Source organism: Mesorhizobium sp. B3-1-9 (assembly GCF_006439595.1).
In the GTDB taxonomy this organism is placed as follows: domain Bacteria; phylum Pseudomonadota; class Alphaproteobacteria; order Rhizobiales; family Rhizobiaceae; genus Mesorhizobium.
This window is the reverse complement of the sequence record NZ_VFTJ01000002.1, coordinates 1-14,389: the sequence shown is the minus strand read 5'-3', so window position 1 is coordinate 14,389 and position 14,389 is coordinate 1. Positions and strand designations below refer to the sequence as shown.

The window sequence follows — 14,389 nt, the reverse complement described above, 5'->3', positions numbered from 1 at the left end:
CCATGGGAGCACGCGATGACGCGCGATGATATTGCCGATCTCTATCGGGGCTACATCGCCTGCCTGAACGACCAGGAGTGGGACAATCTCGGCCGCTTCGTCGGCGATGAGGTGCAGTACAATGGCGAGACGATCGGGCTTTCGGGTTATCGCCGCATGCTGGAAGGCGATTTCGAGGCCATTCCCGACCTGCGCTTCAACATCGAGTTCCTGATTTCGGAGCCGCCGCGCGTGGCGGCGCGACTGCATTTCGACTGCCGGCCCAAGGGAGTGCTGTTCGGCCTGCCGGTGCACGGCAGGCGGGTTTCCTTCGCCGAGAACGTCTTCTACGAATTCCACGACCGACGGATTCGCGAGGTCTGGTCGGTCATCGACAAGGCCGCCATCCAGGCGCAGCTCTGAGGTCCGCCAGCCTCTCACGCGTCTTCCTGCGTCAAGGCGTGGAAGCGCAGCAATCCATGATGGACCGCAAGGTCCTCGTCATAGCGCGCCTCGGCGAATTCCAGCGACAGGCGCGTCTGACCGCGCGAGCCGATGGAAAGTGCTGCGCCATCGAGGCGCGCCTTGATGCTGTTCATGATGAGGCGTGTCTCGGCCTCGCCTTGAGCTTTCGACCAGACGTGCAAGGTGATGAGTTGGTCGCCATCGTTGTCGGCGCCGGTGTCCAGGTCGAAGGCACTGGTACGGCCGTAGGTCACGTGTGGAAAGGCGGCATTGTCGTTTGCCTGTTCGAGCAGGCCAGCGCCGCCGAGAAGCGCCGATAGCGACGCATCGGTCTTCAGCCTCAGGAACAAGGCCTGCATCAGATCGCCAGGCGCCGTCATCTACCGTCCATCGCCAACACATGTCTCCGCGCCGCAGCCAATTCCGGCAACGTAGCCGCGCTCGCGATCCGATGCCAGATCGCGAATCGGTTTGACTATAGCGTGAAGGGCGAAGGTCTCGAATTTATTACGTTTTCGTCAAATCATGAGACCGGAGCCGCGCCGCCTTCCTCGGTGCGCTTGGCAATGAACTCGTCGAGCACGCCCGCGGTGGCGGCAGCGGAGGCCGGCGGCTGGAAATCGGAAAGAATCCGCTTCCAGATGCCGGTCGCGCGCTCCGTGGCGGTCTTGCCGCCGGCTTGCGTCCAATTGCCGAAATTCGACCAGTCGGCCACCAGCGGCTCATAGAAGGCGGTGCGGTAGCGCGTCATGGTATGCGCCGCCGAGAAGAAATGGCCGCCGGGCTGCACTTCGGCGATGGCCTCGAAGCCCATCGCATCCTCGTCGCCCGGGGTCTTCGCGCAAAGCTCTGCGACCGTCTGCAAGGCTTCGATGTCGGTGATCAGCTTCTCGAGGGAAACGCTCAAACCGCCTTCCAGCCAGCCGGCGGCATGGATGCAGACGGTCGCGCCGGCCAGCACCGAGCCCCACAGCGCGAACTGCGTCTCGTGCGCTGCCTGCGCGTCGGAGATATTGGCGGCGCTGCCGCCGCCGGATCGCCATGGCAGGCCGGTGAAACGCGCAAGCTGGCCCGCGCCGAGCGTGGCCTTGACATGCTCCGGCGTGCCGAAGGCCGGCGCGCCTGACTTCATGTCGACATTGGAGGAGAAGGAACCATAGACCACAGGCGTGCCTGGGCGCGCGATCTGGGCGAGCGTCAGGCCCGCCAGCGCCTCGGCATGCTGCAGCGCCAGCGCGCCGGCAACCGTGATCGGCGCCATCGCGCCTGCCAGGCAGAAGGGCGTGATGATCGATATCTGGCCGGCGCGGGCGAAGTCGATGATGCCCTGCGCCATCGGGATGTCGAGTTGTCGCGGCGAGTTGGTGTTGATGACCGTGTAGCTATGGGCGCTGCCGGCAAACTCGTCTTCGGACAGGCCGCGCGCCAGCCGGATCATCGCGAAACTGTCCTCGACCTGCGGCGTGCCGCGGGCAAAGACGAAGGGCACCTTGTCGGACAGCGTCAGTTGCGCCCGGCCGGTGGCATAGTGGCGAAAGCGCGTGTCGACGTCCTGCGGCTCGACGCAGGGGCCGAGCATATGCAGCACGTCGAAATGCTGGATCAACTTGATGAATTCCTCGAAGGCCTGGAGCGTGCCCGGCCGGCGGCCGCGCTCAAGATCGGTGACGTTCGGGGCGCCGGAGCCGGCCAGGAAGGTCATCGAGCCGAGCTCGAGCATCAGATCCCGCGAGCGGTCGCCGCCAAGGGCGGGAATCGCGCGCGGCGCCGCGGCAAGTGCTGCCTCGACCATGTCGCGGCCGATCCTGACCATCTGGCTGTCTTCGTCGACCAATGCGCCGGCCCTGGCGTAGATGGCGCGGGCCTCGGGCAGCAGCACCTTGATGCCGAGCTCCTCCAGCACGCGCAGCGCGGTAGCGTGGATCGCGGCGACCTGGTCGTCGGAAAAGATCGGCTGCGGCAGGAAGGGGTTCTTCAGCGACCGATAATTCGGATGGCGACTGGATTCGCTGCCCGCCTCGCCGGTGCGTCCCCGCCGGCGCTCGCGCCTGAGATCACGTGCGGCCTCGTCAATCATGGCAGCTCCTCCTCATTGCCGCATCGCCTTGCCTTCAGCGTCGTAGGGCGAGGCCGCGATGACGCGCGCCGGCCGTTCGACCCCGACAATGTGTACGGAAAGCTCGGTGCCCTCCCCGGCGAAATCGTCATCGAGCAACGCCAGGGCGACGCTCTTGCCGACGGTGTAGCCGTAGCCGCCGGAGGTGACGAAGCCGACGCGCCGGCCCTTGGACCAGACCGGCTCGAAGCCGCTGGCATCGGCGTCGACAGCGTCGACCTCAAGCGTCACGATCCGTCGCGAGACGCCCACCTCGCGTTCCTTGAGCGCGGCCTGGCGGCCGATGAAATCGCCCTTGTCGAAGGCGATGAAGCGGTCGAGCCCGGTCTGGCCGGGCGTGTAGCCTTGGGTGAATTCGCGCGACCAGATGCCGAAACTCTTTTCCAGCCTGAGCGAATTCAGCGCGTAATAGCCGATCTCGGCCAAGCCGAGGTCCTCGCCGGCGGCAAGCAGTGTCTCACGCAGGCTCGAATGCATAGTGGCCGGACAGTTGATCTCGAAGCCGAGCTCGCCGGCAATGGACAGCCGCGCCACCCGGGCCCGCGCCGTGCCGATGTCGAACACGCCGCAAGCCATGAACGGCAAGGCTGCCGCCGAGACGTCCTGATGCGCGATGCGTTCGACAATCCGGCGTGCGTTCGGACCGGTGACGAGGAAGCCGGACATGGCGTCCGAGATGTCGGTGATGGAGACGCCTTCGGCGATGTGCGCCTCGAACCAGCGCATGTGGAATTCGCGCAAATAGTAGGAGCCCATGATCCAGTATTCGCCGCCGCCCCAGTTGAGCACGGTGAGATCCCCCTTCAGCCGGCCGTCGGACCCAAGCATCGGCGCCAGCTTCGCGCGGCCGGGCTTCGGCAGCCGGCAGGCGAGCAGCCGGTCCAGCCAGGCCTCGGCGCCGGGGCCTGACACGGCATAGCGCGAGAAGGCCGTCGTATCGACGAGGCCGGCGGCGCGGCGGACCTGCAGCACCTCGTCGCCGACGATCTCGAAAGCGTTGGAGCGCTTCAGCGTCGTCTCCTCGCGGAATCCCATCGGCGCGAAATAGGCCGGGATCTCCAGGCCCCAGGATGCCGTCCATTCGGCGCCGGCGGCGCTCATGCCGTCATAGGCGCCCGGACGCTTCAGCGGTCGGCCGGCAGGCAGGCGCTCGTTGGGGAAGGTCATGACGAAGCGGCGGGCATAGAACTGGCCCGTGGTTTGCCGCAGATACTCGCGGTTGGCGGCGAAGGCGCCATAGCGGGCGATGTCCATGCCGAAGATGTCGGCTTGCGGCTCGCCGCAGATCATCCACTCGGCCAGCGACTTGCCGACGCCGCCGCCCTGGCTGAAGCCAGCCATGACGCCGCAGGCGACCCAGTAGTTCTTCAGCCCCCTGACCGGGCCGACCAGCGGATTGCCGTCCGGCGTGAAGGTGAAGGCGCCGTTCACCCATTTGCGGATGCCGGCCTTCGCCAGGCATGGGAAGCGTTGATAGGCCTTGGAGAGCTCCGGGCTGATGCGGTCGATGTCCTCGGGGATCAGCTCGATGCCGTAATCCCAGGGCGCGCCGTCCATGTTCCAGTGTTTCGGGTTCTGCTCGTAGACGCCGAGCAGCACGCCCTTGCGCTCCTGACGCAGGTAGGAGAAGCCGTCGAGATCGACGGCCAGGCCGAGCTCCTTGTCGAGGGCTGCGACTTCGGGAATGTCCTCGGTGACGAAATAATGGTGTTCCATCGGCGTCACCGGAAGGTCGACGCCAGCCATCAGCCCGATCTGCTTGGCCCACAGGCCGCCGGCATTGACGACATGCTCGGTGACGATCGTGCCCTTTTCCGTGACCACGTCCCAGCCGCCATCGGCGCGCGGTTCCAGCTCGATGACGCGGTTGCGCAGGATCACATCGGCGCCGCGCTTTCTGGCGGCGCCGGCATAGGCGTGCGTGGTGCCATAGGGATCGAGATGGCCCTCGTTGGAATCATAGAGGCCGCCGAGCACGTCGCTGACATCGACGATCGGGCAGATCTCCTTGATCTCCTCGGGCGTCACCAGTCGGGCCGTCTCGATGCCGACGGACTGAAACACCGCCCAGGCCGATTTCAGCCATTCCCAGCGCTGCGGGTCGCTCGCCATGTTGACGCCGCCGGTCATGTGCAGGCCGGCATTCTGGCCCGACTCGGCCTCGATCTCGCGGTAGAGTTTGATCGTGTAGTCCTGCAGCGCCGCGACATTGGGATCGGCGTTGAGCGCGTGAAAGCCGGCGGCCGCATGCCAGGTCGAGCCAGCCGTCAGCTCGGCGCGCTCGATCAGCGCGACGTCGCTCCAGCCAAACCGCGTGAGATGGTAGAGCACCGAGGCGCCGACCACGCCTCCCCCGATGACCACTGCCCGGTAATGCGATTTCACGAGCCTCTCCCTCTCGTTGGAGGCCCCACCAATACACCTTCTGGACATATGTGTCTAGACACTTCTGTCCAGAGCTTGCGTTGCGTTTCTCGCCATGCCTATTGTGCGGCCATGATCATGACCGCTCCGCAGGCCGAACCGCCGCCCGGCAACGTCAAGGTGACGCGCTCCGACTGGATTAAACTGGCGCTCGATATGCTGATTTCAGACGGTATCGAGAGCGTGCGCGTGCTGACGCTCGGCCAGAAGCTCGGCGTGTCGCGCTCGAGCTTCTACTGGTATTTCAACAGCCGGCAGGACCTGCTCGACCAGTTGCTTGCGCATTGGCACGACACCAACACCACGGCGATCGTCGAGCGTGCCCGCCGGCCGGCGGAGACCATCATCATGGGCGTGATGAACGTCTTCGAATGCTGGGCCGACGAGCGCCTGTTCGACCCCAGGCTCGATTTCGCCGTTCGCGAATGGGCCAGGCGCGCGGCCGACGTGCGGCGCATGATCGACCAGGCCGACGACGAGCGCCTCAGCGCCATCCGCGACATGTACCGCCGGCACGGCTATGACGGCGAGGACGCCTTCATCCGCGCCCGCGTCCTCTATTACATGCAGATCGGCTATTATGTGCTCGACCTCAAGGAACCGGTCGAGGCGCGCGTCAGCCATCTCGCCGCCTATCTGCGTTCCTTCACCGGCCAGGAGCCGACCGAGGCGGATGTGGCGCATTTCATGCGCTTCATCGCGGCGCGGTGATATAGTCTGCCGTCCACGGCCAGGGCGCCACCAATCAACAAAGCTTGCGCTGTTGCTTCGCTGCCCTTGTGAGCGATGCTAAAATGGTCGATTAGTCTTGCGGGGGAGGCGCCCGAAATTGCCATGCAGTTTCCGGGCGAAAGTGCGTTGGGGCGGAAGTCTGGAATGGCAAGTCCTTCGAAACCAAGCAAGAGAAGAGGTCGTATCGCTTCGGCTCTGCTCGCTGTGGACGCCTGGCTCGATTCCTCGCTCTACGAGATCGGTTTCAAGGCCCGCGAATTCTGGGAAGCGGCGACCATCTTTTCCCGGCGGTTCCGGGTGCATGGCTGGCGCCGCGCCATCATCGAGGTGCTGAGCGAAGGTTTCACCATGGGCGCCGGCGGCTTCGTGGTGCTGCTCGCGCTTGCCATGCCTGCCTTCGACATCACCACCGGCGACTGGCGCAACCAGGGCGACTTCGCCGTCACCTTCCTCGACCGCTACGGCAACGAGATCGGCCAGCGCGGCATCATCCAGCGCGATTCCGTGCCAGTCGACGAGATGCCGGACATCGTCATCAAGGCGGTGCTGGCGACCGAGGACCGGCGTTTCTTCGACCATTACGGCATCGACGTGCTGGGCCTGTCGCGCGCGGTCTTCGAGAATGTGCGCGCCAATTCGGTGGTCCAGGGCGGCTCCAGCATCACCCAGCAGCTCGCCAAGAACCTGTTCCTGTCCAACGAGCGCACCCTCGAGCGCAAGATCAAGGAAGCCTTCCTGTCGCTATGGCTGGAAGCGAACCTTTCCAAGAAAGAGATCCTGCAACTCTATCTCGACCGCGCCTATATGGGCGGCGGCACGTTCGGCATCGAGGCGGCGGCGGATTTCTATTTCGGCAAGAGCGTCAAGGACCTGAGCCTGGCCGAGGCAGCGATGCTGGCCGGGCTGTTCAAGGCCCCGACCAAATACGCCCCGCACATCAACCTGCCGGCGGCCCGCGCGCGCGCCAATGTGGTGCTGTCCAACCTTGTCGATGCCGGCTTCATGACTGAAGGCCAAGTGCTGCAGGCTCGGCTGCATCCGGCCGACGTCGTCGACCGCGGCGAACAGAAGAGCCCGGATTATTTCCTCGACTGGGCCTTCGACGAGGTGAAGAAGATCGCCAAGCCCGGCCAGCACTCGCTGGTCGCCCACACCACTTTCGACGCCAACATCCAGAAGGCGGCCGAGGAGTCGGTCGAGTTCCATCTTCGCCAGTTCGGCAAGGAATACAACGTCACCGAAGGCGCGGTGGTGGTGATCGAGACCAACGGCGCGGTGCGTGCCATCGTCGGTGGCCGCGACTATGGCACCAGCCAGTTCAACCGCGCCACCAAGGCGCTGCGCCAGACCGGTTCATCCTTCAAGCCCTATGTCTATGCCACCGCCATGGAACATGGCTTCACGCCGGACTCGGTGGTTTCCGGTGGCCCTATCAGCTGGGGCAGTTGGTCGCCGCACAATTACAATGGCGGCTCGGCTGGCAACGTCACGCTGCTTACGGCGATCGCCAAGTCGATCAACACCGTGCCGGTGCGGCTCGCCAAGGACTACCTCGGCATCGGTCCGATCAAGGCGATGGCCGAATCGATGGGTGTCGAATCGCCGCTGGAATCGCACAAGACCATGGTGCTCGGCACATCGGGCATGACGGTGATGGACCAGGCGACCGGCTACAGCGTCTTTGCCCAGAACGGTTTCGTCGGCTCGCGCCACGGCATCACCCAGCTCGTTACCCGCACCGGCGACGTGGTCTATGACTGGGCCAAGGACGCGCCGCCACCACATCGGGTGCTGTCGGAAAAGGCGCTGAAAAACATGAACACCATGCTGGCGGCGGTGCCGGTTATAGGCACCGCGAGACGCGCCCAGCTTCCGAACATTGTCGTTGCCGGCAAGACCGGGACGACACAATCCTACCGCGATGCCTGGTTCGTCGGCTTCACCGGCAACTACACCGCCGCCGTCTGGCTCGGCAATGACGACTTCACGCCGACCAATAAAATGACCGGCGGTTCGCTGCCGGCGATGGTCTGGCAGCGGCTTATGGTCTACGCGCATCAGAACATCGACCTGAAGCCGATCCCGGGCATCGATCATCCGTGGGTCGACCCGGAGGTCGCGGCCAAGGCCGAGGAAGCGGCGAAGAAGGAAGCCGACGCGGCGGCGGCGCAGGCCGAGGCCGAACGCCCGCCGGTGCTTTCCGGCCGCACCACTCAGACGCTGAGGGAAATGAGCAAGGCGTTCCAGGCCGCGCCCGTGCTGGGCGCCCCCACCCTGCCGGAGACGCTTTCGGCGCTTTAGGACCGCGTTGGCGTGAAGCCGGCTTGCCACGGTACCCCGCGCCGCGATATCCCGGGCAACCTCCTCTGTTTGCGGCTCTCATGCTCAAGAACGCCATCCTGACGCTGCTTTCGCTTGCCATGGCCATCGGGCTTGGCGGCTACAGCGTCTGGTATGCGCTCAACGCCCAGGACGGCGTCGGCGCGATCCGCATCGGCCAATGGACCGCCTTCCCCGAAGTCGGGACGCTGGCGGCCGACCCCTATTCCAAGGCGCGCGTGGCACGCGAGGGCGTGCTGGCGCTCGGCCAGGCCGAGGGGCTTGCCTTCGTGGCAGAGCGCGACGATGCGGGCGAGCCGCTGAAACGCGAATGCGCCTACACGATCGAAGGCGGTTATCCCACTGCCCGCTTCTGGACGCTCTATGCCGCCGACCAGTCGCTTGGCGTGATCGACACAGGCAAGCCGAGGCAGTCGGCGCTGCAATCCTACGAAGTGCTGCGCCAGCCCGACAATTCCGTCGTCATTTCCGTCGGCAATCGCCCGGCTCCCGGCAACTGGCTGCTGACCGGCGGCTCCGGCAAGATGTATTTCGTGCTGACCTTCTACGACACGCCGATCGCCTCGAGCACCGGCCTCTCGGACGTCACACTGCCGCGCATCCTGAAGGCGGGCTGCAATGCGTAGCCTGCTGCACGCCCTCATCCTCGGCCTGCTCGGCGCCGGCATCGTGCACATCGTGGTGCTGTTCCTGGTGCCGGAATTTTCCGAACGCGATGCCTGGTCGCGGCTGGCGATGGCTTCGGACCTCTACAAGATGACGCGGCTCGACGCCGAGGCCGGCGGCGCGCCGGTGGTGAAATTGGTCGATCCGCTGTTTTATGCCGCCGCCTGCCGATTCGATCTCACGGACGGGCTGGTCAGGATCAAGGCGCCCGGCGACGTGCCGTTCTGGTCGGCCTCGGTCTATGACCGCAGCGGCCACAACATCTATTCCTTCAACGATCACAACGCCAATGGCGAAAAACTCGATGCCATCGTGCTGACGCCGGCGCAGATGATCGACGTGCGGCGCGACCTTCCGGAGGATCTGCAGGGCGCGATCTTCGTCGAGGCGCCGATCGATGAAGGCATCTTCGTCGTCCGCGCCTTCGTGCCGGATGAGAGCTGGAAGCCGATCGTGTCGCGCTTCCTCGAGCAGAGCGCCTGCGAATTGCAGGATTACTGAGAAAGGCGCCCGATCAGTGATGCGGCTTGGCAGGTGGCGGGGAGCGCGGCCTGTCGGGGCCGCTCTCGCCGGGCCGTGCCTCACCGACCTGCGGATGCAACTCATAACGGACGCCGGGGAATATGATGACCGCCGCCGCCGTCGTCGTGTCGTGACTGGCTCGATTTACAGGTGCCGCTCGCGGCACAAAAGACAGGACCATGCCCATGGTTCGCGCATTCCCTCTCGGTTTCCCCGGAGCACAACGCAACGCCTCCAAAGTTGATTAAGGGGCGTAGAGGGTTAACGGAGCGCTAACGGATCGCGGCTAATTTGATGTTTGTTTTCCTGAAGGTGCGAAACCGGCCCGGCCGGATCGTGCGGTTCGGGAGTGTGTCGAGCGTCGGGCGTATCCTCCGTGTCATCTTCGGATTTCAGGCAAATCGCTATCCGGACCGAAGCTGGAAAGGCCGAAAGGCTGTTCCGTGCCGCGGTGTCGGCGTTCTGCTCGCTGACGCGCCCGTCGCGCCGCGAGATCGCCCAGCTCGAAGACCTGACGCTGCCGCTGTTCGACGCGGTTTCTGTCGAGTCGCGCCGCTATGTCGCCGCGGCTCTTTCCGAATGTGAATATGCGCCGGCCGCGCTGGTGCGGCGGCTGGCCGAAGAGCCGGTCGAGATCGCAGCCTCCCTGCTCACCCGCTCCAACGCGCTGAGCGACATCGACCTCATCGCGCTGATCGGCCGGCACGGGCTGCCGCACGCGCGCGCCATCGCGCGCCGCAAGGAGCTCAACCCGACGATCGCCGACCTGATCCGCGCGCTGGAAAGACCGGCGCTGGTCAAGACGCGGCCGCCGGAAACGGTCACGAAGCTCACGCCGAAGCCGGAGCCCGTGACCAAGGCGGACGACCGCCCCGCGCATGGCGAAGCAGCAGAGAACGCGCGGCGCCGCCTGCGGTCGATGATGCGCCCGACCGGTGACGCTGCCGACGTCAATACCTTCCTCGGCCAGCCGGCCTATGTGAAACTGCGCGAGACGGCGCTGACGGGGAACGCGGCCTTCTTCCAGACCGCGCTTGCCGACGCGCTGGATATCGACTTCGCGACGGCCCGTTCGGTGACCGGGCAGTCGAGCTATGCTGCGCTGCTTGCGGCGCTGCGGGCCCTCGATCTCAGCGAAGACATGGCATTCCTGATCGCGGTCGCGGTCTATCCCGGCGAGTTCCCGCATCCGCAGGCGATCCGCCTGTTCCTCGACCGCTACCGGCTGCTGCATCGCGAGGCGGCGCTGGACAAGGTACGCGCCTGGAAGGCCGAGACTCTTTCACGGGCGATCCGCGGCAATGCTGCCGCTGCGGTAGACACCGAAAGCCGCGAAGCCTCGAACAGCGACGAGGCGAGCGCCGGCCTCAAGGCGTCCTGACGCGGTTAATCCGCCTTCACGGAAAGAAGCTCTTCGACGGGAATGGTCCCGCCCTCGATCTCGACCACCCAGATGTCGGGATCGAATTTCTTCTCCCGCTCCAGCCGCGCATCGAAAGCCGAGCCATCGTCGCTCGCACCGAGCATGGCGAAGAAGCGCTCATCGGGCTTGGCCGAATCGTAGCTCGTCTGCGGCGCCGGCCCATAAAGGGCCACCTCTCCCATCCGATCTCGCGAAAGCACGAAGACAGCGCCGGCCTCGGTCGCGCCGCGCTTGACGATTGCGGCAAAGCCGCCGGCGCCGAAGACGCGGCGCACAAGGGCCGAGACCCAGAGATCGGCGGTCACGCGCATGAGAGGTTTCCGGATGCCACTCAAGCATCTAACAAATCTTGTTAGAGTTTGTGAAGACCGCTATATAAATAGCGATGAAAAGCCAAGCAATGCGCACCCTCACCATATCGCTTACGCCGAAACAGGCCGCTCGTCTGCAGGATGCGGTCGAGAGCGGCAACTATGCCTCGAACAGCGAAATCGTCAGGGAGGCCCTCAGGCTGTGGGAGCACCGCGAGGAGCTTCGCGTGCGCGAACTCGCACAGTTGAAGCAGGCTTACCACGAAGGGATGGCGAGTGGCGAAGGTCAGGACGTCGATCGCCGGGCCTTTCTCCGCGCTCTGAAAGCCGAGCGCACGGAACGTGGCTAGCTATCGACTTACACCTCGCGCGGAACAAGACCTCAAGAACATTTGGCGCCATATTGCGGCCGACAGCGAAAGGGCGGTGGATGGCCTCGTAGAGCGCATTTTCGACAGACTGGAGCTCGCCTGCAGTCATCCCAATATGGGGGTTGCCCGGCCAGAGTTGAGCGCCACGGCACGTATTCTCGTGGAGGGTTGATATATCGTTATCTACGAGCCAATGGACTACGGCATCCTGGCTGTGGCCATTGTTCACGGGATGAGAGACCCCGACCATTGGCTTGAATAGACAGCTTTCGGACGCCGCCGCTCAGTTCGTCAGGCCGATCTCGCGCATCTTGACGTAGACCGCCTCGTCCGGCTCGCCGGTTTCGGGCAGCCCGAAGAGCGCCTGGAATTCCTTGATCGCGGACTTGGTGCGGGCGCCAACCTTGCCGTCGAGCTGCATGTCGCTATTGCCGAAAGCCTTCAGGCCGGCCTGGATCCTGACGATGCGGGCGTCAGGAGATAATGTAGGGTCACTGGCCGGGGCCGAGACCGGAATTACCGATGGCTTGGCCGACGACGTCGCGGCTGCCGCGTCGGCCGGCCGCGGCGCCGGGTGCGGGATGGCCGCCGTGGTCTGGCGAGCGCCAAGCTGGTCGAGCAGCGCCGTGTCGATCTCGCCCGAGCCGGGCAACCCGACTTTCAACTGATAGGCCTGGATGGCCTTGCGCGTGGCCGGTCCGGTGAGACCATCGACCGTGCCGTCGTAGAAGTTGAGGTCCTTCAGAATGCCCTGCACCTGCTGGACGACCGGATCCGGCTTGGCCACCGGCTGCGCCGGCGCCTGGCGCACGATGTTGATGGTGGTTTCCGGTTCGTCGGAGACGGTGTGCGGGAAATTCACGATGGTCCGGGTGGCGAAGAAGGCGCCGGTATGCGGAAAGGGCTGATACCAGAGCGCGTTGGCCGAGACGTAGAACAGCGTCACCAGGAAAGCGGTCGAGCCGCCGACCAGGACCGGATTGCTGGCGATCAGCTGACCGACGGCAACCGCGCCCTCGGCAAGGGCGCCGCGCTCTGGTTCGACCACCTTAGGCCGTTTTGCGGAGCGAGCCATTGCTGTCCCCATCTGCATCCCCCTTCGGCTTGGCCGCCGGCATGGCCAGCACGCCGGATGGCGCACCCGAACGCCGCTTCGGCCCATTCACCGGCAGGCCGATCGTCACCGTGGTGCCCTCACCCGGCGCGCTCTCGATCGACATCGTGCCCTCGTGCAGCGCCACCAGGCCCTTGACCAGCGACAGGCCGAGCCCGGTTCCCTCGAAACGGCGCGTGTAGTCGTTCTGGATCTGCATGAACGGCTTGCCGAGATTGGCCATGTCCTCCTCGGCGATGCCGATGCCGGTGTCGCTCACCCAGAAATGCAGGTGCGAGCCGACACGCTTGGCGCCGATCACCACGCTGCCGCCATCGGGCGTGAACTTCACGGCGTTCGAAGCGAGATTGATCAGGATCTGCTGGATCGCCCGGCGGTCGGCATTGATCTCGCCCGCATCCGGGGCGATCTGCGTGGCAAGAACTATGCTCTTGGCGTCGGCCAGCGGCCGCATCATCGAGCGGCACATGTCGACGGCCTCGACAAAGCGGAACGGCTCCAGCTCGGTCGCGTAGGCGCCCGCCTCGATGCGCGACACATCGAGGATCGAGGTGACGACGGACAAGAGATGCTGGCCGGATTCCCTGACCAGGCCGACATATTCCTTCTGGCGCGGATCCCTGAAGGCGCCGAACATCTCATGCAGCAGCATGTCGGAAAAGCCGATGATGGCGTTGAGCGGCGTGCGCAGCTCGTGGCTGACCACCGCCAGGAAGCGGCCCTTGGCCACTTCGGCGGCCGCAGCGGCCTCCCTGGCTTCCGCAAGCTCGTCGCGAAGTGCCGCCACGTCGTCGTTTTCGCGCAGGACCAAGGTGAAGACGTCGCGGTCGACTTCGCCGCGCAGCAGATCGAGGCTGAACGGGCGGAAATTGTCGGTCGCGCCGGAACCCTCGCGCGGCAAGCGGACGCGCAGATCAAGCCGGCGCTTCGGCGCGCCCTCGCGCATGTCGGCCAAAGCGGTGAGATAGGCAACGCGGTCGGAAAGATGGACGCGATCGAAAAGGCCGGTGCCGAGCAGGAGCTCCGGCGCCAATTTGAGGGTCGAACGCGCCCGGGCGGACGCGTCAAGCACGTCGCCCTGGCGGCCGGCGCGCAGCACGACAGCGTCGATGACGTCCTCAAGACGATCGCCGGCAGCCTCCGCCATCCGCAAGCCGGCCGGGTTGGCGATGGCGGCGGCCCGCGGCACCAGCGTCAGCGCCCAGGCGAGCGGCAGCAGCCAATGCCAGGTGGCGATTTCGCCGAGCGGCAAGACCTGCCCGGCAAAGGGCTGCAGCACGATGGCGGCAAGCGCCGCCAGCGCGCCCCACAGCGCAGCGCGCCGCGACCCCGAGACCCACCAGGTTTCGACCGGCAATGCGACGGCAAGGAGTGCCGCCGGCGAGGCCAATCCGCCCGCCGCCGCGACGGCGCCGGCAAGGGCAAGGCCGCCGAGCGCGACCGCCATGCGGCCGGCAAGCGCCATGTGGCCGGTGGCGGCCACCAGAAGCGCTGCGAACCAGCACAGGCCAAAAGCGGCAAAGATCGCCGCTACCGTGACGGCCGCGCCGAGACTCGCGGTGACGAGCGTGACCGCCGCACCCGCGGCAAGGAAGGGCGCGGCGAGCATGACGCCGATGAAGCGACGCTGGCGCAGGCGTTCCGCCTCACCCGTCACGGTCGGGTGAACCATGCGCTCGCAGCCGGCGGCAACCGCGCCAGGCAATTGAACGTATCTGGCTGAAATCGAACTCAACGCACGCGTACCCGGTCGTAAAAAACGCCTGCCTGGCAGGTGACTCGTCAATTGGCTTGAAACTCGCATCCAGCGTTTAAGGAATGGATAAGGCTGGCGAAGCCGGCGCCCGCCCTAGGCGGTGGTGACGATTTAACTATTTGAGCCAGATGGCGATAGCGGCGAGTTTGACGAAGCCCATGAAGTTGGCG

Annotated in this window: 14 protein-coding genes; 8 read left to right on the top strand and 6 right to left on the bottom strand. The window is 65.4% G+C overall.

Features of this window, described 5'->3' with window-relative positions:
• Positions 1–15 precede the first annotated feature (15 nt).
• Positions 16–402, top strand: coding sequence for an ester cyclase (locus tag FJW07_RS03385; RefSeq protein WP_140854464.1), 387 nt, complete (start codon positions 16–18; stop codon positions 400–402).
• A gap of 14 nt (positions 403–416) precedes the next feature.
• On the opposite strand, the gene FJW07_RS03380 is transcribed toward FJW07_RS03385, so the two are convergent.
• The 3 genes from FJW07_RS03380 to FJW07_RS03370 form a co-directional block, all read right to left on the bottom strand.
• Positions 417–824: a DUF3168 domain-containing protein gene (locus FJW07_RS03380; protein ID WP_140854462.1), complete on the bottom strand. Its 408-nt coding sequence runs from the start codon at positions 822–824 to the stop codon at positions 417–419.
• A gap of 143 nt (positions 825–967) precedes the next feature.
• Positions 968–2,521, bottom strand: coding sequence for a trimethylamine methyltransferase family protein (locus FJW07_RS03375; RefSeq protein WP_140854460.1), 1,554 nt, complete (start codon positions 2,519–2,521; stop codon positions 968–970).
• A 12-nt stretch (positions 2,522–2,533) separates the two neighbouring features.
• Positions 2,534–4,945, bottom strand: a complete 2,412-nt coding sequence (locus tag FJW07_RS03370; RefSeq protein WP_140854458.1) for an FAD-dependent oxidoreductase — start codon at positions 4,943–4,945, stop codon at positions 2,534–2,536.
• Positions 4,946–5,056: 111 nt separating this feature from the next.
• On the opposite strand from FJW07_RS03370, the gene FJW07_RS03365 reads away from it, so the two are divergent.
• From FJW07_RS03365 to FJW07_RS03340, 5 genes are all read left to right on the top strand, one after another.
• Complete coding sequence (locus tag FJW07_RS03365; protein WP_140702915.1) at positions 5,057–5,695, top strand: TetR/AcrR family transcriptional regulator; 639 nt, start codon at positions 5,057–5,059, stop codon at positions 5,693–5,695.
• Positions 5,696–5,860: 165 nt separating this feature from the next.
• Positions 5,861–8,017 (top strand): penicillin-binding protein 1A, encoded by a 2,157-nt coding sequence (locus FJW07_RS03360; protein ID WP_140854456.1) that lies wholly within the window; start codon positions 5,861–5,863, stop codon positions 8,015–8,017.
• Between the two features lie 80 nt (positions 8,018–8,097).
• Positions 8,098–8,682 carry a DUF1214 domain-containing protein gene (locus FJW07_RS03355; RefSeq protein ID WP_140643545.1) on the top strand — a complete coding sequence of 195 codons (585 nt, stop codon included), beginning with the start codon at positions 8,098–8,100 and terminating at the stop codon, positions 8,680–8,682.
• Positions 8,675–9,223 (top strand): DUF1254 domain-containing protein, encoded by a 549-nt coding sequence (locus FJW07_RS03350; protein WP_140854454.1) that lies wholly within the window; start codon positions 8,675–8,677, stop codon positions 9,221–9,223. Before FJW07_RS03355 ends, FJW07_RS03350 begins: the two co-directional genes overlap by 8 nt.
• A 397-nt stretch (positions 9,224–9,620) precedes the next feature.
• Positions 9,621–10,625: a DUF2336 domain-containing protein gene (locus tag FJW07_RS03340; protein ID WP_140854452.1), complete on the top strand. Its 1,005-nt coding sequence runs from the start codon at positions 9,621–9,623 to the stop codon at positions 10,623–10,625.
• A 5-nt stretch (positions 10,626–10,630) separates the two neighbouring features.
• Here the strand turns inward: FJW07_RS03340 and FJW07_RS03335 are convergent, their stop codons facing one another.
• Positions 10,631–10,978, bottom strand: coding sequence for a DUF1491 family protein (locus FJW07_RS03335; RefSeq protein ID WP_140854450.1), 348 nt, complete (start codon positions 10,976–10,978; stop codon positions 10,631–10,633).
• 89 nt (positions 10,979–11,067) lie between these two features.
• Between FJW07_RS03335 and FJW07_RS03330 the strand changes: the two genes are divergently transcribed.
• Positions 11,068–11,328: a type II toxin-antitoxin system ParD family antitoxin gene (locus tag FJW07_RS03330; RefSeq protein ID WP_181182558.1), complete on the top strand. Its 261-nt coding sequence runs from the start codon at positions 11,068–11,070 to the stop codon at positions 11,326–11,328.
• Positions 11,321–11,521 carry a type II toxin-antitoxin system RelE/ParE family toxin gene (locus FJW07_RS03325; protein ID WP_246680643.1) on the top strand — a complete coding sequence of 67 codons (201 nt, stop codon included), beginning with the start codon at positions 11,321–11,323 and terminating at the stop codon, positions 11,519–11,521. The genes FJW07_RS03330 and FJW07_RS03325 overlap by 8 nt, the downstream gene beginning before the upstream one ends.
• A 111-nt stretch (positions 11,522–11,632) precedes the next feature.
• Here the strand turns inward: FJW07_RS03325 and FJW07_RS03320 are convergent, their stop codons facing one another.
• Both FJW07_RS03320 and FJW07_RS03315 read right to left on the bottom strand, forming a co-directional pair.
• Entirely contained in the window at positions 11,633–12,424 is a 792-nt protein-coding gene (locus tag FJW07_RS03320; protein ID WP_140854446.1) for a peptidoglycan-binding domain-containing protein, read from the bottom strand.
• A complete protein-coding gene (locus FJW07_RS03315; RefSeq protein WP_140855133.1) occupies positions 12,399–14,135 on the bottom strand; it encodes a HAMP domain-containing sensor histidine kinase in 1,737 nt (578 codons plus the stop codon). The genes FJW07_RS03320 and FJW07_RS03315 overlap by 26 nt, the downstream gene beginning before the upstream one ends.
• Positions 14,136–14,389: the final 254 nt, after the last annotated feature.